Consider the following 21,455-nt stretch of genomic DNA (forward strand, 5'->3'; position numbering starts at 1 on the left):
ACTATCCATACAAATGAAATGGATAGAGATATCTTTTTTCGGAATTATGAGATAACATAATAATAAATTATAATTTTATATTTTTAAAAATTCTCAAACTCTCTGATCTTGATAAAAAATCCTCGAAAATTTAGGTTGCATTATTTTTGGAGTATATTTTTACTGATGTTGCCAATTGTATTATTTGGCCAGGCCATCAATTCTAATGGCGTTATCCACGATTTCGAAGGCAAGCGTTATTTCAGGCTAAATTATGACAATGATTTTTTCATGTACTCCGATGATGATTATACTCAGGGTTTAAGTTTTGAGTTTTTCAATCCGTGGCTAAAAAAGAATCCAATAAATCATCTTTTCTTAAAAACTGAAGATACAGAAGATAAATTTGGATTGGTTGTAGAACATTCGGCTTTTACTCCAGATGTCATAAGTGATGAAGAGATAAGATACGGAGATAGGCCATATGCATCTGCATTAGCTTTGAAGTCGATGAAGGTTAGCGATTGGAAGAGTAAAGGTTTACGACTTAAATCTTCATTTTGGTTAGGAATTATTGGGCCATCATCGCTGGGAGGAGCTGGACAAATCTGGATACATGAAGCTACCGGAAATTGGAGGCCACGAGGTTGGGATAATCAAATAAAAGATGATGTAATATTAAATTATAGTATTGGTGTTGAAAAATTACTTATTAAGCTTAGTAATTATTTTTCTTTTTATGGTGAATCAAAGGTGAGGTTAGGTACAATGTTTACAGACTTTAATGTGGGAGCTAGTGCAACTTTGGGCTTGGTGAATTCGCCACTAATACGAAATTCTCGTAGCAGTAATTTTCAGGTTTATTTATTTGCTCGTGGGATAACCAATCTTGTTGGATATAATTCATTGTTGCAAGGAGGTGTATTTAATAGAAACAGCCCTTACACTATTTCAGCAAATGATGTAGATCGTTTTACAGCCCAATATTATTATGGCTTGGTAATTAAATCTGGTTTCTTCTATTTAGAATATTATCAAACTTCCATGACTCGTGAGTTCAAATCGGGTAATCCTGAAGATTGGGGTGGTTTAAAAATAGGGGTAAGAATATAATTTCAGCTATTCTCTGTAGATTTAGTTATAGCAAAGCTAATAAATCTGTCCTTAATATAAGCTCAAGAGAAGTGGTCACACTGAACCTGCCCTTCCTGCATTCTGGCTCAGGGTTTTATTACAATGTTATCTTTTTTCATTAAAAGATTAGATTCCGGATCAAGTCCGGAATGACAAAAACAACGAATTGAGACAAACTTCCCGATGTATTTAGACTGTACTAGTCTCCTGTCTATAATCTAATATCTCGCAGCGAAGTGGTCTAAAATCTAAGTCTTCGAAAAAATACTTTTAAAAGCCACAAAACCAAATCCGCCAAAAAGCATAAGGTGGAAAACAATTAACCCAAAGTCGTTCAAAGCAAAAGCGCTGTACAAAGCGAATGCGAAGTAGAGGCAAAGCAAAGCTTCGATAAGAATGTTCACAGAAAATTTATTGGATAAATATTTATTGTCTTTCCAAGAATCTTTAAGCGTATTCACATTGAATTTTGGCGTGCGGATAAACTCCGATTTCTTTCCAAAATGACCTTCTAAAACCGCTAAAGAATTATGTACAGAAAATCCCATCGCTACCGCAAAAAAGATGATGAACATCCCGATAAAGCTAAAAAAAGATTTGATCCCTTTTCCGTAGATTTTGGTGTAGGGAACATAGTAGCAGAAAAAGAAAATGATCGTGCTAATTCCAAAACCGGCCAGCACATTAAAATACCAGCTAAATGCAGGATTGTTATTTTTGATGTATAAAACCGGAACACTTAGAATTCCCAGTAACAACACAATTAAAAACATACTGGAATTTAGCAAATGAAAAAATCCGTGAAACTTTGTACCCAAAGAAGCACTAGGATCTTTAACCAATCTTAGATAATTTTTCTTAAAATTTTCAGCTGCGCCTTTGTTCCATCGGAACTGCTGCGAACGCGCTGCACTGATCACTACCGGAAGTTCAGCCGGAGTTTCGACATCTTCCAGATATTTGAATTTCCATTTTTTAAGCTGCGCACGATAACTTAGATCTAAATCTTCGGTAAGTGTGTCTCCGCTCCAATTGCCGGCATCCAGAATACATTCCTTGCGCCAAATCCCGGCCGTTCCATTAAAATTAATAAAATGCCGACCAAAATTTCTTCCGGTTTGTTCTAATATAAAATGAAAATCTAAAGCAAAAGCCTGGATTTTTGTTAGCAGCGAATAATCACGATTTAGATGTGCCCAACGCGTTTGCACCACGCCAATCTCAGAATCTTTAAAATAAGGAACCGTGTGTTGCAACCAATCTGGATTCGGCATAAAATCAGAATCAAAAATGGCAATAAATTCACCTTTGGCGATTTTTAATCCTTCTTTTAATGCTCCGGCTTTAAATCCGCTTCGGTTTTCACGTTGTATATGCCGAATGTCAATTCCGTTTTGCCGAATTTCAGCTATAATTTCAGTGGTTTTTAAAACCGATTCGTCGGTAGAATCGTCCAAAACCTGAATTTCGAGTTTGTCTTTCGGGTAATCGATCTTAGCGATATTCCGCAGTAATCGTTCTACCACATACATTTCGTTGTACAGTGGTAATTGTATGGTGACTTTGGGGATTTCAGCAGGATTATTTAGATCGAACTTTTCAGCATTATCGACACTTTTCTTCGCTTTTAAGTAATTCAGCAATAATTGTAATTCTGAAATACTGTAAAAGAAGATCACTAGCAAAGCCAGTGTGTATATTATGATAATCGTTAAATCCAATCTATTGTCTAATCTATTTAAAGCTATATTTAAAAATCCAGCCCAAAATCTTTACGCCTGCAAAGATAGCGCCTTTTAGCGTTCCAGAAACTTTAGAGACACCAATCCTGTTTTTGTAATGCACCGGCACTTCTACATACGTAAAATCCTGTTTTATGGCTTTAAGTTGCATTTCTACCGTCCAGCCATAGGTTTTATCTTGCATGTTTAGCTGAAGCAGTTTCTCGTATTTTATCGCTCTAAAAGGACCAAGATCGGTAAATTTTGCGCCGAAAAATAGACGCATTAAAGTGGTGGCAAGCCAGTTTCCGAAGATCTGTGGAAGCGTCATCGAGCCATCTTCTCGCCATTTTTTTACTCGGGCACCAATCACCATATCAATATTTTTTTGCTGAATTGGCGCAATGATATTGGTTAATTCTGAAGGATAATCGCTGTAATCGCCATCCAGAAAAACAACGATTTGAGGTTTGTGAGGTTGCTTGGCGATATGATCCAGTCCTTCTAAACAGGCATAACCATAACCTTTGCGTTTTTCCTGAAGAACGGTCGCCCCGGCTGCTGAAGCATTTTTCTCGGTATCATCAGTCGAGTTGTTGCTTACCACAATAACTTCATCAACGATATTGGGAATTTCTGCAATAACTTTTGCAATCGAATCTGCTTCGTTATAGGCAGGGATTATAACTTTTATGATTGAATTTTTCTCCAAATTCTTTAGGCTTTTTAATCAATTTTCGAAACCTCACAGCTTTTTAAAACCTGTGAAGTTTATCACGTTTTTTTATTGAGATTTCTGATTTAAAAGATCCAAAAGATCTACATCGTTCCCAAGTAAAACCTCATTTTCGTTGATTCTGCCTTCCGTTTTTCCGTTTTCCAATTTTAAAACCCCACGAGGGCAAACTGCTGAGCAAATTCCGCAGCCCACACAACTAGAGCGTACAATGTTTTGTCCTTTTTGAGCGTAGGCTCTTACATCGATTCCCATTTCACAGTAAGCTGAGCAATTTCCGCAGCTAATGCATTGTCCGCCATTTGTCGTAATTCTAAATTTTGAAAACAATTTTTGTTGCATCCCAAGAATTGCCGCCATTGGGCAACCATAACGGCACCACACGCGACTTCCAAAAATCGGGTAAAAGCCAACACCAATTACTCCAGAGAACGCTGCGCCAATCAAGAAACCATACCATTCCCGAAGCTTGTAGGCAGGGAAGAAAAAGATATTCCAGTTTCCGCTAAAATAATTAATGCCAATAATCGCTAATATCACCACCAAATATCCAATCGCTCCGTATTTCGCATCCTTTTGGATCTGGTCGCGTTTAAAGATCATGATCAAGGCAAAAATCAGCTTAAGAAAGCCTGCGCTTCCCCAAAGAAAAACATCTTTAGTTAACCAAAATCGATCTGAATTTTCACCAAGATAAGAATAGACGACGGCGATGGTCATCACGGTTACAAAAACCAATACACTGTGAATAACCCAACGTTCGATCTTCCAGGCTTTTTGAGATTTATCTGAAAGTTGTCTAAAAGGATCACCGGCGGTTTCAGCGAGACCACCACAACCGCAAACCCAGCTACAATACCAGCGTTTTCCGTATTTGTAGGTAAGGATAGGAGTGATCACAAAGATCGAAATGATACCAAAAATAAGCATGGCCACACCTAAATTTCCGCCAGATAAAAATGAATCTAAGCGATAGCCGGCAAAAAGATCATAATTAAGTGGCCAGATGGTTGCCGGTGCAAAATAAGGTTTGTTGAGTCGGGCAAGAATTTCAGGAATTAAAAACGCAAAACCTAACTGGAAAAACATCACCGAGCAGGTTCTAATGATCTCGTAGCGATTATGGCGATATTTAAGCATAAATTTGAATCCGAATATCCAAATCGCTACCGTGTATAAGGTTCCGTAAACGAACCATTGGCTAGCCGGGCCACCATTTATAAATTTACTTAGTGGATCGAATAATGCGATGATTCCGCTATTCGCGCCTTCGCTGTTTAATCCCAAATATTGCGGAAACCAGTATAAAACTACATAAAATAAGGTTAGTCCAATCCCAAGAATCCAGGCCCAAAAACCTTTACCGCTTAAGGATTTAAACCAAACGCCATCGTTTTTAATTCCGGCATGCTTTCCCCAATAGGCATCGATAGAAAAAATTACTGTTCCTAGTGTGATCATCCCAAGCGATAAACTTAGAAATAAGCTTTTATTCGGAAAATTGAAATTTGCGATGGCAAGGATCAAAATCAATAAACCGGTAAGGCCAACAGCACTTGCTATTTTTTGAGTAGTGGAAATACTTTTTGGAGCATCCCCGGTGATAGACATATTATGTTCGATGTTACTCATGTAGTTTATGCGTTTTGGAGATTTTTCTTAAAGCCTTCAAATATTGCTGCCTCATGCCGAGTATAAAATTCAGGATCAAAATTAGCTTGTTTTAGATTAGCAAGTACGTAAGTTATCTCTCGATTTTCGGTAAGCCAACTGTCTAAAACTTCGTGTCGCATTCTAATTCCGAAGCTATTTATTCCTAAAAAAAGTTTCGTGTTTTTATCGAAACTTATCGTGATCGCCTTGGTGTTATCTTCATGCTGCCAGTGAAAATGCTGCTCATTTTCTTTAGGTCTTGGCCAAACCCAACCGTAAGTTTGATATTCTATATCAAAGAATTTAGCCGAATTAAACCAATTCCCCGGGTTATATCGAGATCGTTCTCCGGTAAGCGTTAGTGCTAAAGTTTCGCCCATCATGCGGCCGGTATACCAAACGGCTTCAACGGGTTTTCGCTGGCCAATCGCTTCCTGTTGCTCGGCGCAATCGCCAATGGCATAAACATCGGGAATATTGGTTTCTAAATAAGAATTCACTAAAATTCCTTTATTTATCGCTAAATCTGAATCTTTTAAAAAATCAATATTTGGCCGTACACCAGCACAAAGTCCCACAAGTTGGCAATCGATCTGTTCACCGGTTTTGGTGATTATAGAACTGACTTTCCCGTTTTCATCCGGAATTATTTTATCGAGTTCAGTTGCTGTTCGTAAGTCAACGCCATGAGATTTAATATGTTCAGAAATCATATTCGCATCATCAAAAGGCAATACCGAATGCCAGAAGGCTTTTTCCCGAACCAGCATGGTCACCTCGATATTTCTGGTGGGTAGCATTTCGGCAAGTTCTACACCAATTAATCCGCCACCAATAATGACTGCTTTTTTACAGTTTTTGGTATTTTTTTCGAGTAATTCTAAATCCTGTTTTGATACCAATCCCTGCACTCCGTCTAAATCTTCACCTTCCCACCCGAATTTATTGGGGGTCGATCCTGTAGCCAATACCAGTTTGTCGTAATTAAGTCTGTCGCCATTTTTAAAATGAAGCGTTTTTTCGCTAAAATCGATTTGCTGTACCCAGCCGGTTTTTAGATTGATTCGGTTTTTCTCCCAAAACCAGTCTTCATAAGGTTTCAGGTGATCCCACTTCATGTGGCCCATGTAAACATACATTAGCGCTGTGCGAGAAAAAAAGTAATCACTTTCCGCAGAAATTACCGTGATCTTTTTATTCGATCGTTTGCGGATATGCCGTGCAGCGGTAATTCCAGAAATTCCGTTACCAAGAATAACGATGTGCTCCATGCTTTTGCAGATATTGCTTTATGTTTCGAAGTGCAATTTAAAAGTTAGTCGAAAATAAAGAAGTATCTTAACTTATAATGTCGAAAAGCAATTTTAAAATTGAGTATGTTTATTAATATTTTAAACAGATGCTGATTTTCTTTAATTTAAGCTTAAAAATAAGGTGGGTTCAATGAAATTTAATTTTTGGTTAATTATCGCGGTTACTCTTTTTCATTGCAGCTGCCAGCCAAATTTCCCTAAATTAAAATATAACGGTTTAAGTTTAGTTGCTTCCCGAGATTCGTTAAAAACAGCGCATATTCTTCCGCTTAAAAATGTAAACGCGAATACCGTTGCTTTAATGCCTTTTGCATTTCTTCAGGATCAAAATAGTCCCGAGTTGCATTTTAATCACGATCGGCAATGGTGGGGAGAACGTGTAGATGGTGTTCAGCAAAATATTCAGCTACTTCAGGAAAATGGAATAAAAATCATGCTAAAACCTCAAATTTGGATCTGGCATGGCGAATTTACCGGGGATCTTAATATGACTTCAGAAGAACATTGGCAAACTTTCGAAAATAGCTATCTGGAATATATTTTATTATATGCTGAACTGGCCGAAAAAGAGCAAATTTCACTTTTCTGTATAGGAACTGAGCTTTATAATTTTACTGAAGAAAGACCCGAATTTTGGCAAAAGATGATCGCCGAAGTGCGCAAAGTTTACTCCGGAAAAATCACTTATGCTGAAAACTGGGATAAAGTGGACCGGTTTGAACTTTGGGACGAACTCGATTTTATTGGCGTAGATGCTTATTTTCCGGTAAGTGAAGCAAAAAATCCTACGGAAGATGAATTGATCGCCGGCTGGAAATCGCATAAAAAAATGCTTCAGCAATTATCTTCAACATATAAAAAGCAGATTTTATTTACTGAATATGGTTATAGAAATGTCGATTTTGCAACAAAAGAACCCTGGCAGGCTTCTACAAGGAGAAGAGGAGATAAGGTTCCTGAAAATCTAAATGAAGAATTACAGGCAAAAGCTTTACAGGTAATTTATGATGAATTTTGGCCAGAGAATTGGTTTGCTGGTGGTTTTCTCTGGAAATGGCATCACGATCACGAGCGTGCCGGCGGAAAACAAAACGACCGCTTTACTCCGCAAAATAAACTGGCCGAAAAAACCGTAAAAGTGAATTACGGCAAATTTGTGAATTAACGAGATTCGTTGGTTAAGATTGCTTATTTAAGTTCCAGTTGTAATCTCTAAATGAAATATTATTCCAATTCTTCATTTTTACCTCGCTATAGCGGTTTATGTATTCGCCAATAGTGATACTGCCGTTGGTAAAATCGCCACTATACCAGTCAAAAATTCTTGAAAGATGAGCAGATTCTGGTTTAATAAGATTCTTAGATGAATTTATAAAAGATCTGGTTGCAAATTCTAATTGCTCATTGATAGCTCCAGCAGTGTAGGCCTCGTTTAATAATCGTGGGCTAGAAATTGCCGCTTTACAAATCGCAAAATTAACTCGGGGTTCGTTCATTCTTCTTAAAATACTGTTTTCTAAGGCGCCCAGAGAAATTTGCTTTGTGCCCATGCTAACAAATTCTTTTGTGGTTGCACCATCGACATTCTGAATGGTTTTTAGAGGATAATTATCCAAAACGATCTTTACAGTATTGGCATTGTAGGTATTGATATAATAAGCCAATTGTTCCTGAACAGACCAGGATTGATCTGGTTTGTTTTCTGAAAGCATTTTGATGTACTTATCGAATGCTTTTCGATCTTTTTTGAGGCCTTCGTAATTTACCAGACCTCTTTCATCTACATATTTTTGAAGCAAATTGTGCCAGGTAGAGTGATCGACATTGGTAGAAGTATTAGAAATCGTTGAAATTAACTCGCCTTTTACCCGTGTATGCGGTAAACCCTTACTGGAAAATCCAGCCGCTGAAAATAACGCGCAGCTGCTTAAACCAATAGGGAAAATGGCCATTATCAATATTCGTTTAAGTAGGTTAAAATTTTTCATGCTGCGCATTTTTCAGTTTAAATTTGGTGTTTAGCAACAACCGCCTCCATCGTAATGGAAGGTAGATTCGCTAATAAAAATATCATCTCGGCCTAGATCTTTTAATGCTTTTGCGGTTTTATCGCAAATCGCTAAAGGCTGATTTTTTAAAAGAACATGCCCTTTTTTATCATCAAAATGATCGTCTTCTCCATAATAGATCGCTGCTTTGCCGGTAAAAATACAAGGCCCATCTGCCGGCATTGGATCTTTAATGGCGGCAACTTCTATAGATTCAATATAAATCAATTCGTTGGTTGGATAATGTTTTGGATCCAGAATTCGGTATGGTTTTCTAGCTCTAATTTCTATGGTTCCAAAGCCAACATCGGTTAAAGCTTTTACGTAATCTTTAATAGGTAAACTTCCGCTAAGGCATAAAGCTCTTAATCGCTCGTCATTTCTAAGCTCCTCATTCATGTCCTGCTCGCAGGTAGGATCGCTCATCACTAGTTTGCCATGTGGTTTTAAAACACGGTACATTTCTTCGATCGCTTTTTTAAGATCTTCAGCTTTAAAAATATTGAATAAGCAATTTTGAGCAGCAACATCAACCGAATTATCTTCTACCGGAAGATGAAGCGCATCGCCATTTTTCAAATCCACAAAATCTGAGCTAAACCACTCGTTTTGATCTTCAGCAATTTTGAAGTTTTTTCTTGAAGCTTCCAACATTTCATCTACGGCATCGATGCCAATTACGCCATATTTTTGTCTTGAGAAATAAGCGAATTGCAATAATTCCATTCCGCCGCCTACACCAACATATAAAATACGCGGATTGTTAGCTAGATCGCGCGCATGAACAGTGCTTCCGCAGCCATAATTCATCTCCTGCATGATCTTCGGGATCTTTAATCCCGGCAGTTCCCAAATAGGATTTGTTGTACAGCAAAGCCCAACATCTGGTGTAAGTGCTGCATCTTTATAAACGTTTTTTGTGGTTTCTAAGTAACTGCTCATTTGTACTAAAGCGTTTTGATAAGTTCTTTAAAAAGAACGATCATTTGTGGTTCGGCTTTTTCAGCCATGGCAATGATCTCACTAATATCTACCGGTTTTAAATCGTCTGGGTTTCCTTCATCTGTAATTACTGAAACTGCCGAAACCGGAATGTTTAAGTGATTCGCTACAATAATTTCTGGAACGGTACTCATTCCCACAGCATCTGCTCCGGCGATCTTAAGAAAGCGATATTCAGCTCTGGTTTCTAATTGTGGCCCTAAAACTGAAGCGTATACTCCTTTATGTAGGTTGATATTGTTAGTTTTTGCGATCTTTTCTAATTCGGCATTCATGTCTGGATCGTAAGGTTGCGCCATATCCACAAATCGTTCCCCAAGTTGCGCTACGCCTTTAAAAGCTAATGGCGATCCTCCCTGAAAATTAAGATGATCGTCGATTAACATTAATTCTCCTTTTTTGTAATCCAGGTTTATAGATCCTGCCGCGTTAGAAACCAATAATCTGTTTATTCCCAGTCTTTTCATTACTCTAACCGGGTAAGTCACATCTTGCAAAGTATAACCTTCGTAAAGATGAAAACGCCCTTGCATTACCACTACAATTTTGCCTTCAAGGCTTCCGTAGATCAATTTTCCTTTATGAAATTCTACCGTGGCGGTTGGGAAATAAGGGATATGATTATAACTGGCTTCATGTTCGATATCTATTTCGTCTACAAGTTTTCCTAGTCCGGTTCCTAAAATAATTCCGATTTCTGGAGCCTCAAATCCTTTAGATTTTAGATAATCGGTTGATTCCTGAATTGCGTCTGTCATGGTCATGGTCGTTCTGTAAAAAATGGAATAAAAGCAGGATGATCTTTAATGTCTGAATATAGGTCTACATCATTCCGCTTTTCTAATAATTTATAATTTGATTTTGTAAGATTTTTTATTGTGTCCTGAAGTACCGTTGAGGTTCCCCAGTTTTTATTTTGAAAAAGATTTGGATAAAGTTTGGTCATTCCCAATAAATAATAGCCACCATCTTCAGCCGGGCCAATCACTACTTCATTTTCATTCAGCATTTCAAAAGCCTGCTCTAAATCTTCGGTTTTAATATCATAAAGATCAGATCCTATAATGACGATTTTCGAGTAACCCGCTTTAAAACCTTCAGCAAAAGCATTTTTCATTCGCTCGCCCAGATCTTCTCCTTTTTGTTTTTTCTTCTGAAAAATAGCATTATCCCATAAATCATTTTCATTAATTTCTTCGGAATAATATACCGTTTTATCAGTGTTTAGCGGAGCGCAAATCTTTGCCGTATGCGCCAGCAAAAATTTATAAATATCTAGTGCAGCCTGATCTCCAACATCTTTGGCAAGTCTGGTTTTTACTTTGCCAAATTCGGGATTACGAGTAAAAATTAAAAGTAAGTTTTTTGAAGTATTTGTCTCTCTCAAAAAATCATATTTTTTATCTGAAAAGCTGATTTATAATGCTTTTTATAAAGCCTTCAGATGTATTGCATTCCTAGCAAGATACTATGATTATATGAAAATAGTGCCCAATTTTTTGTGAAATTTATAAAGGCTGAGATTGTATGTTTTTCAGCTTAATTTTTAGAAATTGAATATGCTCATTTTGCTAAAAAACGGAAGCGATTTTATACAATTTCAGCATTAAATTACATCAGAAAAGCTAGAAAATATTTCTTTAAAAAGAACTTGTATTTTGAGTGAAATTAGATCGTAGAACCCTGGCAACTACTTCCTGCACCGGCGGTACAGCCGTAGCAATGCTGAGAAATAATGATATTTCGATCATTTAGCAAATCTTCGTTGTACTCGCTAATGTGTTTTACTTTAGAATTTACCTTAAGATCCAACATTTGATTAAAATCGCAATCATAAAGCCAGCCATCCCAACTAATCGAAATCGTATTGGTACACATTACATTTTCGACGGCAGCGGGATTGTATGCATCGACCAAAGAATACATATAATCTTTGTAATTTTCTGAAGCAATTAAATATTCCAAAAATCGGCTTATCGGAAGATTTGTGATCGCAAAAAGGCTATTAAAATCGATATTGAAATCTTCTTTTAGCGCTTTCTTGAAATCATTTTCCATCGCTGCCTGGTTGGTAGGTAAAAATGCACCTGATGGATTATAAACCAGATCTAATTTAAGATCGCTGCCCGGTTGTGCATAACCCACTTCATTTAAAAGCTGAAGCGCTTTTATCGATTTATCGAAAACTCCGTTTCCGCGTTGTTTGTCTGTTTTCTCCCGCTTGTAAAAAGGAAGAGAAGAAACCACATGAACATTATGTTTCTTGAAGAAATCGGGTAAATCGTGATATTTTTTATTCGCTAAAATGATGGTAAGATTAGATCTTACGATAAAATCTTTGATCCCTGCTTTAGAAGCTTCTTCTACAAACCATCTAAAATTGGGATTCATTTCTGGCGCACCGCCGGTAAGATCTAAAGTATGCGCTCCGGTATTTTTAATGACTTCCAGGCATTGCTGCATGGTTTCTTTCGTCATTATTTCTTTACGATCTGGCCCGGCATCTACATGGCAATGCGAACAAACCTGGTTACACATATAACCAAGGTTTAGTTGCAATATTTCCAGTTTTTTGGGTTTAAGCGGAAAATGACCACTTTCTGCAATTTTATCTTTAAAAGTTGGAAGCTCTCCTTCTTCAAAAATTCCTTCACTTAATAGTTCCAGTTGTCGTTGCGGGCTGGATAGATCGTCTTCTCTTGCTTTTAGGGATTTTAGAGACATATAAAAATGTTGTACGCTGGTTTAGACGAAAAGATTAGCTTTGGTTTACATGCTAAGCTTTTTGTATTTATTCATCATTTGTACACCATGCACAAGAGTCGCGCCACTTTCTATGGCAGCACCGGCATGAACGGCTTCCATCATTTCTTCTTTTGTAATGCCGCGTTGTAAGCCATCTTTGGTATAGGCATCGATGCAATAGGGGCATTTTACCACATGCGAAACAGCCAAAGCGATAAGTGATTTTTCACGGGCAGAAAGTGCTCCTTCTTCAAAAACTTTTCCGTAGTAATCAAAAAACTTTTTCCCAAGCTCTTCGCTCCATTCTGTAATTTCACCAAATTTCCTTAAGTCGGCCGGATCATAATAAGATTTAGACATAAAATAGTTTTTATTGGCACCGCCAAAGGGTTTAATGCCCCAAGGCCTGCCGCGAAATTAAAAATTTGTTTCCAACGAGTGCGTCGAGGGCTTGCCCCGAGCTAGTTTGCGTAAAGATACAATTTATGCATTCTCATCATTAAAAAGAGCAACTCGATATCAAGATGAACAGTAAAGTGCAGTGGGAAATTATAAAACACAGGTATTGAAAATTTATTCAGAATTCAATAAAATTTGATGCTTTGATAAGCTGAAATATGGTAAACCGTTAAGTAAAAGTTAATGAAAGCTGCACTAAAACTGTTAATGTTGGATTAATTTTAACTATATTAGAGCGGAGGCAAGTATACAAATCGAACATCATTAGAATAGATTTCGTCAAGATGACGGCTTATGTGCCGGTATTATTGACATATGGCGATGAATAACGTTTTTCACATAACTAATAGTTGATAACACACAACTTTAACAAACGCTAAGAATAATTGTCTTCAAATATTAATTTTACCTGTTGTAACGCTTATTTAAGCGTTTACAAATAGAAAACTAACCATCAAAACACGGGCTGCTTGTTTTTAAAAGAGCTGCAGATTTATGAGAATAGACGTTAATACTTTACCGGTTAATGACATAATAGGCGATATTTCAAAATGTATAGATGCACCTGTAAAAAATGGAGCAGGTGAACTTATGCTCGAAATTCCGTCAGAATTGGGAGAAGGTTATATTAGAGGATGCAGTTTTGATTCTGGGATTGGTATTATTACTTATAATTGTAAGTTCTACGAGGATATTAATATTCATTTTACCTTAAATAGTGTTCATCCTTTAAAGTTTATTTTTTGTTCTCAGGGAAGTGTAGATCATTGTTTTGAAAATTCAGAGAATGTTGTCACGATAGATAGTTTTCAAAATATCATTGTGTCCAGTAGTGGTTACAGGGGGCATGTGCTTAGTTTTAAAAAAAATGTAGCAACCCATGTCTCTAGTTTAGAGATTATACGCTCTATTTTTTCGCATCGAGATAATTATCAGTTTCAGGATATAGAGCCAGAGCTAAAAGAGATCTTTAAAGATCAGGTTTCTGAAAAAGAATTTTTCTATCAGGGAAATTACAGTATCAAATCGGCTGATCTTATGGATGAGATCGCCACTAAAGAATTTACCGGATTTTTACGTTCTATCTTTCTTGAAGGAAAAGCTTTTGAAATGTTGGTGGTGCAAATTGCCCAATATCAGGATGATGAAGCTGAAGATAAATTACCACAGATCCTTAGAAAATCTGATATCGAAAAAGTAAATTATGTAGCAAGACGAATTGAAGGCGATCTGGCTTCTAATCTTACCGTTGAAGCATTAGCGAAAGAAGCCGGTACCAACGTAAATAAATTACAGGAAGGTTTTAAGCATGTTTACGATCTTACGGTAAATAAATATATTCAGCATAGAAAATTAGAAGCAGCTAAGCAAATGTTGATGAGCACCGATAAGAATATTTCTGAAATCGTGGTGGCCATAGGTTTAAATAATCGCAGCTATTTTTCTAAGATCTTTAAAGAGAAATATGGGGTAAGTCCCAAGTACTTTTTAAAGTCGGGTTCTAAACAAGATCTAGATTAATCCCGATCTCCATTTTTTAAGATCGCCTCTTTGGCTTCATTAATGTAACTTCTACCAATCGTATAGCGACTTCCGCCAATTTCTAAACTGTTTCCTTCTATAGCTTCAACTTTTGGAATTGCTATCGTGTACGAACGGTGAATTCTTATAAATCGATCCTGTGGTAAACTTTCAGTAAAACTACTTAAGGTTTGATGAACGATATGTTTATCTGTAGCGGTAATGATCTTTATATAGTCTTTTAAACTTTCGATCACTAGAATATCCTTTAGGTAGATCTTATGCATGCGTTTTTTATCGACCTTTACAAAAATATGTTCTAGCGTTTCAGTATTCGATTTTGTTGAATTTTGACTCTCGTTTTTCAGTTTTAAAGCTTTATTTACTGCTTTTAAAAATCGAGGGAATGGGATGGGTTTTATTAAAAAATCCAGTATTTCTAATTCATAGCCTTTTACAGCATACTCTGCATGTGCTGTTGTGATAATTACATTTGGCTTGTGTGGCAGGCTTTCCAAAAAGCTATATCCATCCAAAAGCGGCATATTTACATCTAGAAAAAGTAAATCTACTTTGTTCTCTTTTATAAAATTCATGCTGTCTACAGCATTTGTAAATGTAGCTTGTAGGGAAAGCTCTTTGATCTGTTCCACATAGTTTTTTATCACCTTTATTGCTAAAGGTTCATCATCAATTATGATACAGGAAAGACTCATTTTAGTTTCAGTTTTAATTGAATTAAAAATTGACCGTTATTTTGACCAATTTCAAGCTTGTATTCTTCCTTGGTGTACCCAAGTTCCAAACGCTTCTTCACGTTTGCTATGCCTATTCCTCCGCTAGGTTTAAGTTGTTTTGGGAGTTTCTTCTTCCTTTTTTGAGAAATAGTGTTCGCGACTTCAAAATAAAGAAAATCCTCTTCGATTTTCAGTATGATCTTAATAAAAACATTACCAATATTTTCATTAACCCCATGTTTAAATGCATTTTCTACAAAAGGAATCAATAACATGGGAGAAAGTTCTTTACCCTGAATGTCTCCAGAGATTTCCATTTTTACATCAAGATTATCTCCGTACCTAATACGTTCCAGGTCTAGATAGTTCTGGATACACAAAATTTCTTTTTCCAGGCTTTGTCTTTTATTTTTTGTTTCATAAAGCAGGTAGCGCATAAGCTCTGAAAGTTTGAGAACCACATCTGGAGCTTTATTCGATTTTTCCAGAGTTAACGCATAAATGTTATTTAAAGTATTAAAAAAGAAATGCGGAGAGATCTGGGATCGTAAGAATCGAAGTTCGGTTTCTAATTTAGACTGCTCTAGTTTTGCTGCTTTTTGGTTAGTAGAAATATAATCGATAGTGATCTTTATGGCAGTCACAAAAGAAATAACATACAGCTCTCCCAGCATCATTTGGATTACATAATTGGCCGTGAGCGAATGTGTTTCTGGTCCCTCTGGCCATACATTATTACTAATTAAAAAGTAGGTAAGCTCAAATTTGATGATTACCATACAAAAAATTGTAGCTATTAGCGTGATAGTAAAAAGTATGAACTTTCGTTTATAAATGAACGTGGGAATTAAGAAATAGATGGTGAAATAACACAAAAACATATGGATAGGGAATCCTAGCAGATTTCCTTTTATAGAAAGCGCATAATCTTCGTAGTAGCTTCCCCATCTTAAAGTATTGAACATAAAGTAGGTACTCCAAAATATGAGATGATGTACGCTCTTTATTTCATAATCAGAAAATTTAGAAAGCCTAAACAGGTTTTTTATGGATTTTGTGTCAGCCAATTTTTATATTTTTCTTAACTATTTCGTTGTTTGTCCGTTCAGATATGTCATTGGTCTAATATCTTTTTAATAATTGATGAATATATAAATATTTAGCTTAGAAGTTGGGGTAACTCAACGATTAATCCGAAAAAACTAAAGTTGTGATAAAACGATTTTGCACACTAACCGCCTCTTTTCTACTCTTAATTTCCTGTAAAAATGAGGCAGAAGAAAATCTAAAAGAAACGCCAAAAAATGAAAATTTAGTTGGTATTGTAAATCCATTTATAGGCACCGGAGGACATGGTCACACATTTCCGGGAGCCAGCCGGCCATTTGGGATGGTACAGGTAAGTCCAGATAACGGAACAAGTGGATGGGATTGGTGCTCTGGCTATCATTATTCAGATTCTTTAGTCGCAGGTTTTAGTCATTTACATTTATCGGGAACAGGGATTGGAGATCTTGCCGATCTTCTTTTTATGCCGGTAAATAAAAAGATCGACCTTACAACAACGGTAAAAGAACGAAACGATATTCCTTATCTTTCTAAATATTCTCACGATAACGAAACTTCTAAACCTGGCTATTACCAGTTGTTTTTAGAAGATTTCGATATTAATGTAGAACTTACTTCATCGTTAAGAACTGGATACCATAATTATACTTTTGGAGAAGGAGAAGAACAATCTGTAGTGATCGATCTTGGATTTACAATTAACTGGGACGAGCCAACAGAGACTTCAATAAAAATAGAAGACGAAACTACCATTACTGGATATCGTCACAGCACAGGTTGGGCAAAAAATCAAAAAGTATTTTTCGTAGCTAAATTCTCTAAGCCGATAATTAATTCTGAAATGTATGCTGAAGCTAAACTTTCTGAAGCATCTGAAGTTGAAGGAAAGAAAACTTCTGCGCAACTATATTTTGATACCGAAGATAAAAATCTTCAGGTTGCAGTAGCTTTATCTTCTGTAAGTTTAGAAAATGCTATTGAAAACCTGGATAGCGATGCTAATTTCGATTTTGAAGAAATTAAAGCCGAATCTAAAGAAACCTGGAACGAAGCACTTTCAGATATTATCGTAGAGACTCCGGTAGATTCTTTAAAGGAAATGTTCTACACTGCACTTTATCACACCAAGTTATCGCCGGTAACATTTAGTGACAAAAATGGCAAATTTCGATTACAGAACGATAGTATTGTCAGTGCTGAAGGAACAACTTATTCTACACTTTCACTTTGGGACACCTTTAGAGCAGAAAATCCTTTGCTAACGATTACTGAACCAGAAAAAGTTTCAGATATCATCAACTCGATGTTGGCGTATTATGATGAAAGCGGAACTTTGCCGGTTTGGACACTTTATGGAAACGAAACTAATACCATGACCGGTTATCACTCGGTTCCCGTTATTGTTGAAGCTTATTTTAAAGGAATCGAAGGTTTTGATGCAGAGCGTGCTTTTGAAGCTCTAAAATCTACAATGATGCAAGATCAGCGCGGACTTAAAGAACTAAAAGAACACGGTTATATTCCGTTCGATCTAGGAAACGAATCTGTAACCAGCACTTTAGAGTATGCTTATAACGACTGGTGTGTAGCGCAAATGGCCAAAGCTTTAGATAAGCAGGAAGATTATAAATATTTCTCTGAAAGAGCAGAATCTTATAAAAAACTTTTTGATCCTGAAACCGGATTTATGCGAGGAAAGTCTGCTAAAGGAGAATGGCATTTACCTTTCGACCCTAAGCATTCGCAGCACCGTGTAAATACAGATTATACTGAAGGTAATGCGTGGCAGCACAGTTGGTTCGTACTTCACGACCCAGAAGGTTTAATTGAACTTCATGGTGGAGCCGAGCCATTTACTGAAAAATTAGAGCAGCTTTTTAACGAAAGTTCAGAAATTACGGGAGAGCATACTTCCGCAGATATTTCAGGATTAATTGGGCAATATGCTCATGGTAACGAGCCAAGTCATCATATCGCTTATTTATTCAATAAAGCAGGTAAACCGTGGAGAACTCAATATTATGTTCACGAGATCTTAAATACACAATACAATACCACTCCAAACGGACTTTCAGGTAACGAAGATGCCGGGCAAATGTCTGCATGGTACGTTTTAAGTGCTATGGGATTATATCCTTTTAGTCCAGCTAGTGCGGCCTACGAAATTGGAACACCAATTTTCGAAAGATCTACGATCAATCTTAAAGATGGTGGCACGTTTGTGATCACAGCTAAAAATGTTTCTCCAGAAAATTTTTATATCCAATCGGCTAAACTTAACGGAGAAGAATTTAATACTACCACAATTTCTCACGAGCAGATCCTTGCTGGTGGAACTTTAGAATTTGTAATGGGAAGCGAACCGAATAAAAACTGGGGTGTAGCCAAAAAATAAACAGAATTAATGCATATAGTAGATGTAATTATAATTGTCCTTTATATCCTGCTAACATTGGGAGTAGGTGTTTGGGTCTCTAAAAAAGCCAGCAAAGGTTTAGATTCTTACTTTTTAGGAGGAAAAACTATAAAATGGTATTATCTGGGATTAAGTAATGGTTCTGGGATGTTCGATGTTTCTGGTACCGCCTGGATGGTAGGAATCCTGTTCTTATACGGGGTGAAAAGTTTCATGTTTATGTGGATGTGGCCTATCTGGAACCAGGTTTTTGTAATGATGTTCCTGGCGGTTTGGATTAGGCGATCTAAAGTAATGACGGGATCTGAGTGGATTTTAACCCGATTTGGTGACGATAAAGCAGGAAGAGCTTCGCATTTGATCGTAGCCATTTTTGCTGTAGTCGCTTCGATAGGTTTTATTGCCTATTTTTTTGAAGGTGCCGGGAAATTTATGACCGTGATCCTTCCTTGGGATATGAGTCTCTCTATTGCTGAAACTACCTTGCTAACTTCAGAACAAACTTATGCGTTATTGATCATCTTTTTTACAACGATCTATACCATAAAAGGAGGAATGTTCTCTGTAGTTACTACTGAAGTTTTGCAATATCTAATTATGGTTGTTGCCGGAATTTTAGTTGCCGGGTATACCTTTTATGCATTTACAGATACAGAGGTGAATCAATTGATCCCTGATGAGTGGAAAAATGTTTTCTTCGGAAATGAACTTACCGGGTTTTGGTCTGGGGATTATGAAGAATTTAACCGACTTATAGATACACAGGGTTATAAAATGTTTGGTGCTTTTATTGGGATGACGCTTTTTAAAGGTTTCTTTTCAAGTGTAGCAGGGCCAACTCCGGGTTACGATATGCAGCGAATTCTTTCTACCAGAAATGTAAAAGACGCAGCATATATGAGTGGTTTTACAAACCTGGTTTTATTTATTCCACGTTATCTTTTAATAGGTGGTATCGTTTTGATCGGGCTGGTATTTATCGCGCCACAAATGGTAGGAACTGGTGCAGTAACCGGTAACGACCTGGAAGTTGTTTTACCAAAAGTGATCAATAATCATGTTCCGGTTGGGATCAAAGGATTGTTGCTTGCAGGATTATTAGCAGCGTTTATGTCTACTTTCTCTGCTTTTGTAAACGCAGGGCCGGCATATATCGTAAATGATATTTATAAGAAATACTTTAAACCGGTAGCTTCAGACAGGCATTATGTAAAAGCGAGTCATATTGCATCTTTTGGTGTAGTTATCCTTGGTGTTATTATGGGCTTTTTTGCAGATTCTATAAACTCGATCACGCTTTGGATCACCAGCGCACTTTATGGTGGTTACGTTGCCGCAAACTTTTTAAAATGGGTTTGGTGGCGTTTTAATGGCTGGGGATATTTTTGGGGAATGTTAGCAGGTTTGATTATCGCAACGCTTCAGTTTTTCTTAGATCAAAATAAAGCGAACTTAGAAGCAGGAACTTTACTGCATGACCTTTCAGAAATTCCGGCGATCTATTTATTTCCAATAATTCTTGGCTTCTCGCTAATAGGTTCTTTGTTAGGAACTTTCTTAACCAAGCCTACAGATATGGCGACCTTAAAGTCATTTTACACCAATGTACATCCCTGGGGTTGGTGGAAGCCGGTTAGAGATCATTATTCCGAAGAAAAAATAGAGAAAAACAACGAATTTTGGCTGGATATGTTCAATTGTATTATTGGGATCATCTGGCAATCGAGTATGATCTTATTGCCAATATTTTTGGTGGTGAGAGATTATAGTAAAACCTGGATGGCTGTAGCCGTTTTTGTATTAACCAGTTTAATACTGAAGTTTACCTGGCTGGATAAAGTGAAAAATCTGGAGACCAGCGAAGAAGAAATTTAATTAAGAAGTAAAAGTATCCTGATAAGACATCAGGAAGAAAATAATAGAAATCTCGAAAATTCGAGCAAAATAAAGAAGATGATGAAGAATATACCTTGGCAGGATAAACCTGAGAATTGTAACGATGTACTTTGGAGACATAGCGAAAACCCTATTATCGATCGATATGCTATCCCTACTTCAAACAGTATTTTTAATAGTGCTGTTGTGCCTTTTGAAGATGGATTTGCCGGGGTTTTTAGATGTGATAACAAAGCTGTGCAAATGAACATTTTTGCAGGCTTTAGCAAAGATGGTATCAATTGGGATATTAACCATGAGCCCATCGAAATGCAGGCAGGGAATACCCAAATGATCGATTCAGATTATAAATACGATCCTCGTGTTACCTTTATCGAAGATCGTTATTGGATTACTTGGTGTAATGGTTACCACGGCCCTACAATTGGTATCGCTTACACTTTCGATTTTAAAGAATTTTTTCAGTGTGAAAACGCTTTTTTGCCCTTTAACAGAAACGGAGTTTTGTTCCCTACAAAGATCAACGGTAAATATGCAATGTTAAGCCGGCCTAGTGATAATGGACATACGCCATTTGGTGATATTTACATTAGCTACAGTCCAGATATGAAATACTGGGGTGAACATCGTTGTGTTATGAAAGTTGCTCCGTTTGAACAAAGTGCATGGCAATGCACAAAGATCGGCGCTGGCCCGGTGCCGATCTTAACAGATGAAGGTTGGTTGTTATTCTATCACGGTGTTATCTCTACCTGTAACGGATTTAGATATTCGGTTGGTGCAGCCATTTTAGATGAAAACGAACCCGATAAAGTAAAATACCGTTCGCAGCCTTATTTATTAGCTCCAGCTGAACTTTACGAAATGACAGGGGATGTGCCAAATGTAGTTTTTCCTTGCGCTACCTTGCATTCGCATGAAGAAGATAAGTTAGCTTTGTATTACGGGGCAGCAGATACCTGCACAGGCGTTGCTTATGGTAAAATTAGCGAAGTAGTAGACTTTGTAAAAAATAATAGCTTATAAA

Annotated in this window: 18 protein-coding genes; 6 read left to right on the forward strand and 12 right to left on the reverse strand. The window is 36.9% G+C overall.

The window, feature by feature from the left end:
* Positions 1-165 precede the first annotated feature (165 nt).
* Positions 166-1,092: a lipid A deacylase LpxR family protein gene (locus INR75_RS06950; protein ID WP_223091327.1), complete on the forward strand. Its 927-nt coding sequence runs from the start codon at positions 166-168 to the stop codon at positions 1,090-1,092.
* 269 nt (positions 1,093-1,361) lie between these two features.
* On the opposite strand, the gene INR75_RS06955 is transcribed toward INR75_RS06950, so the two are convergent.
* From INR75_RS06955 to INR75_RS06970, 4 genes are all read right to left on the reverse strand, one after another.
* Positions 1,362-2,834: a cellulose synthase family protein gene (locus tag INR75_RS06955; protein WP_223091328.1), complete on the reverse strand. Its 1,473-nt coding sequence runs from the start codon at positions 2,832-2,834 to the stop codon at positions 1,362-1,364.
* 13 nt (positions 2,835-2,847) lie between these two features.
* A complete protein-coding gene (locus tag INR75_RS06960) occupies positions 2,848-3,546 on the reverse strand; it encodes a glycosyltransferase family 2 protein (protein ID WP_223091329.1) in 699 nt (232 codons plus the stop codon).
* Between the two features lie 72 nt (positions 3,547-3,618).
* The gene (locus INR75_RS06965) at positions 3,619-5,202 is read right to left on the reverse strand and encodes a 4Fe-4S dicluster domain-containing protein (RefSeq protein ID WP_223091330.1); all 1,584 of its coding nucleotides are present in this window, start codon (positions 5,200-5,202) and stop codon (positions 3,619-3,621) included.
* A gap of 5 nt (positions 5,203-5,207) precedes the next feature.
* Complete coding sequence (locus tag INR75_RS06970) at positions 5,208-6,494, reverse strand: NAD(P)/FAD-dependent oxidoreductase (protein WP_223091331.1); 1,287 nt, start codon at positions 6,492-6,494, stop codon at positions 5,208-5,210.
* Between the two features lie 172 nt (positions 6,495-6,666).
* Between INR75_RS06970 and INR75_RS06975 the strand changes: the two genes are divergently transcribed.
* On the forward strand, positions 6,667-7,701 hold the full coding sequence (locus INR75_RS06975; RefSeq protein WP_223091332.1) for a glycoside hydrolase: 1,035 nt from the start codon (positions 6,667-6,669) through the stop codon (positions 7,699-7,701).
* A gap of 13 nt (positions 7,702-7,714) precedes the next feature.
* Here the strand turns inward: INR75_RS06975 and INR75_RS06980 are convergent, their stop codons facing one another.
* The 6 genes from INR75_RS06980 to INR75_RS07005 all read right to left on the reverse strand — a co-directional run bounded on the left by INR75_RS06980 (position 7,715) and on the right by INR75_RS07005 (position 12,691).
* Positions 7,715-8,524 (reverse strand): DUF547 domain-containing protein, encoded by an 810-nt coding sequence (locus INR75_RS06980; protein WP_255584664.1) that lies wholly within the window; start codon positions 8,522-8,524, stop codon positions 7,715-7,717.
* A 30-nt stretch (positions 8,525-8,554) separates the two neighbouring features.
* Positions 8,555-9,526, reverse strand: a complete 972-nt coding sequence (arsM, locus tag INR75_RS06985; RefSeq protein ID WP_223091333.1) for an arsenosugar biosynthesis arsenite methyltransferase ArsM — start codon at positions 9,524-9,526, stop codon at positions 8,555-8,557.
* Positions 9,527-9,531: 5 nt separating this feature from the next.
* Positions 9,532-10,344: a purine-nucleoside phosphorylase gene (locus tag INR75_RS06990; RefSeq protein ID WP_223091334.1), complete on the reverse strand. Its 813-nt coding sequence runs from the start codon at positions 10,342-10,344 to the stop codon at positions 9,532-9,534.
* 2 nt (positions 10,345-10,346) lie between these two features.
* On the reverse strand, positions 10,347-10,973 hold the full coding sequence (locus INR75_RS06995; protein WP_223091335.1) for a TIGR04282 family arsenosugar biosynthesis glycosyltransferase: 627 nt from the start codon (positions 10,971-10,973) through the stop codon (positions 10,347-10,349).
* 281 nt (positions 10,974-11,254) lie between these two features.
* Positions 11,255-12,310 carry an arsenosugar biosynthesis radical SAM (seleno)protein ArsS gene (gene arsS / locus INR75_RS07000; RefSeq protein ID WP_223091336.1) on the reverse strand — a complete coding sequence of 352 codons (1,056 nt, stop codon included), beginning with the start codon at positions 12,308-12,310 and terminating at the stop codon, positions 11,255-11,257.
* 45 nt (positions 12,311-12,355) lie between these two features.
* On the reverse strand, positions 12,356-12,691 hold the full coding sequence (locus tag INR75_RS07005) for an arsenosugar biosynthesis-associated peroxidase-like protein (RefSeq protein WP_092540228.1): 336 nt from the start codon (positions 12,689-12,691) through the stop codon (positions 12,356-12,358).
* Between the two features lie 594 nt (positions 12,692-13,285).
* Here INR75_RS07005 and INR75_RS07010 point away from each other — a divergent pair.
* Positions 13,286-14,311, forward strand: a complete 1,026-nt coding sequence (locus INR75_RS07010) for an AraC family transcriptional regulator (RefSeq protein ID WP_223091337.1) — start codon at positions 13,286-13,288, stop codon at positions 14,309-14,311.
* Here INR75_RS07010 and INR75_RS07015 read toward each other — a convergent pair.
* Together INR75_RS07015 and INR75_RS07020 are read right to left on the reverse strand one after the other, a co-directional pair.
* Complete coding sequence (locus INR75_RS07015) at positions 14,308-15,027, reverse strand: LytTR family DNA-binding domain-containing protein (RefSeq protein ID WP_223091338.1); 720 nt, start codon at positions 15,025-15,027, stop codon at positions 14,308-14,310. The two genes, INR75_RS07010 and INR75_RS07015, sit on opposite strands and share 4 nt — an antisense overlap.
* Positions 15,024-16,013, reverse strand: coding sequence for a sensor histidine kinase (locus INR75_RS07020; RefSeq protein WP_255584665.1), 990 nt, complete (start codon positions 16,011-16,013; stop codon positions 15,024-15,026). Before INR75_RS07020 ends, INR75_RS07015 begins: the two co-directional genes overlap by 4 nt.
* Before the next feature lie 248 nt (positions 16,014-16,261).
* Between INR75_RS07020 and INR75_RS07025 the strand changes: the two genes are divergently transcribed.
* From INR75_RS07025 to INR75_RS07035, 3 genes are all read left to right on the forward strand, one after another.
* Complete coding sequence (locus INR75_RS07025) at positions 16,262-18,511, forward strand: GH92 family glycosyl hydrolase (protein ID WP_370629906.1); 2,250 nt, start codon at positions 16,262-16,264, stop codon at positions 18,509-18,511.
* A 9-nt stretch (positions 18,512-18,520) separates the two neighbouring features.
* Positions 18,521-20,407 carry a sodium:solute symporter family protein gene (locus INR75_RS07030; RefSeq protein ID WP_223091340.1) on the forward strand — a complete coding sequence of 629 codons (1,887 nt, stop codon included), beginning with the start codon at positions 18,521-18,523 and terminating at the stop codon, positions 20,405-20,407.
* A gap of 81 nt (positions 20,408-20,488) precedes the next feature.
* Positions 20,489-21,454 (forward strand): glycoside hydrolase family 130 protein, encoded by a 966-nt coding sequence (locus INR75_RS07035; RefSeq protein WP_223091870.1) that lies wholly within the window; start codon positions 20,489-20,491, stop codon positions 21,452-21,454.
* Position 21,455: the final 1 nt, after the last annotated feature.

Source organism: Zunongwangia sp. SCSIO 43204 (genome assembly GCF_019904275.1).
Classification (GTDB): domain Bacteria; phylum Bacteroidota; class Bacteroidia; order Flavobacteriales; family Flavobacteriaceae; genus Zunongwangia; species Zunongwangia mangrovi.

What these genes read in the sequence shown, in the direction of transcription:
- INR75_RS06950 (WP_223091327.1), top strand. Translation starts at nt 166, where the DNA reads ATGTTGCCAATTGTATTATTTGGCCAGGCCATCAATTCTAATGGCGTT.
- INR75_RS06965 (WP_223091330.1), bottom strand. Translation starts at nt 5,202, where the DNA reads ATGAGTAACATCGAACATAATATGTCTATCACCGGGGATGCTCCAAAA.
- INR75_RS06970 (WP_223091331.1), bottom strand. Translation starts at nt 6,494, where the DNA reads ATGGAGCACATCGTTATTCTTGGTAACGGAATTTCTGGAATTACCGCT.
- INR75_RS06975 (WP_223091332.1), top strand. Translation starts at nt 6,667, where the DNA reads ATGAAATTTAATTTTTGGTTAATTATCGCGGTTACTCTTTTTCATTGC.
- INR75_RS06980 (WP_255584664.1), bottom strand. Translation starts at nt 8,524, where the DNA reads ATGAAAAATTTTAACCTACTTAAACGAATATTGATAATGGCCATTTTC.
- arsM (WP_223091333.1), bottom strand. Translation starts at nt 9,526, where the DNA reads ATGAGCAGTTACTTAGAAACCACAAAAAACGTTTATAAAGATGCAGCA.
- INR75_RS06990 (WP_223091334.1), bottom strand. Translation starts at nt 10,344, where the DNA reads ATGACAGACGCAATTCAGGAATCAACCGATTATCTAAAATCTAAAGGA.
- arsS (WP_223091336.1), bottom strand. Translation starts at nt 12,310, where the DNA reads ATGTCTCTAAAATCCCTAAAAGCAAGAGAAGACGATCTATCCAGCCCG.
- INR75_RS07005 (WP_092540228.1), bottom strand. Translation starts at nt 12,691, where the DNA reads ATGTCTAAATCTTATTATGATCCGGCCGACTTAAGGAAATTTGGTGAA.
- INR75_RS07010 (WP_223091337.1), top strand. Translation starts at nt 13,286, where the DNA reads ATGAGAATAGACGTTAATACTTTACCGGTTAATGACATAATAGGCGAT.
- INR75_RS07015 (WP_223091338.1), bottom strand. Translation starts at nt 15,027, where the DNA reads ATGAGTCTTTCCTGTATCATAATTGATGATGAACCTTTAGCAATAAAG.
- INR75_RS07020 (WP_255584665.1), bottom strand. Translation starts at nt 16,013, where the DNA reads ATGTTCAATACTTTAAGATGGGGAAGCTACTACGAAGATTATGCGCTT.
- INR75_RS07030 (WP_223091340.1), top strand. Translation starts at nt 18,521, where the DNA reads ATGCATATAGTAGATGTAATTATAATTGTCCTTTATATCCTGCTAACA.
- INR75_RS07035 (WP_223091870.1), top strand. Translation starts at nt 20,489, where the DNA reads ATGAAGAATATACCTTGGCAGGATAAACCTGAGAATTGTAACGATGTA.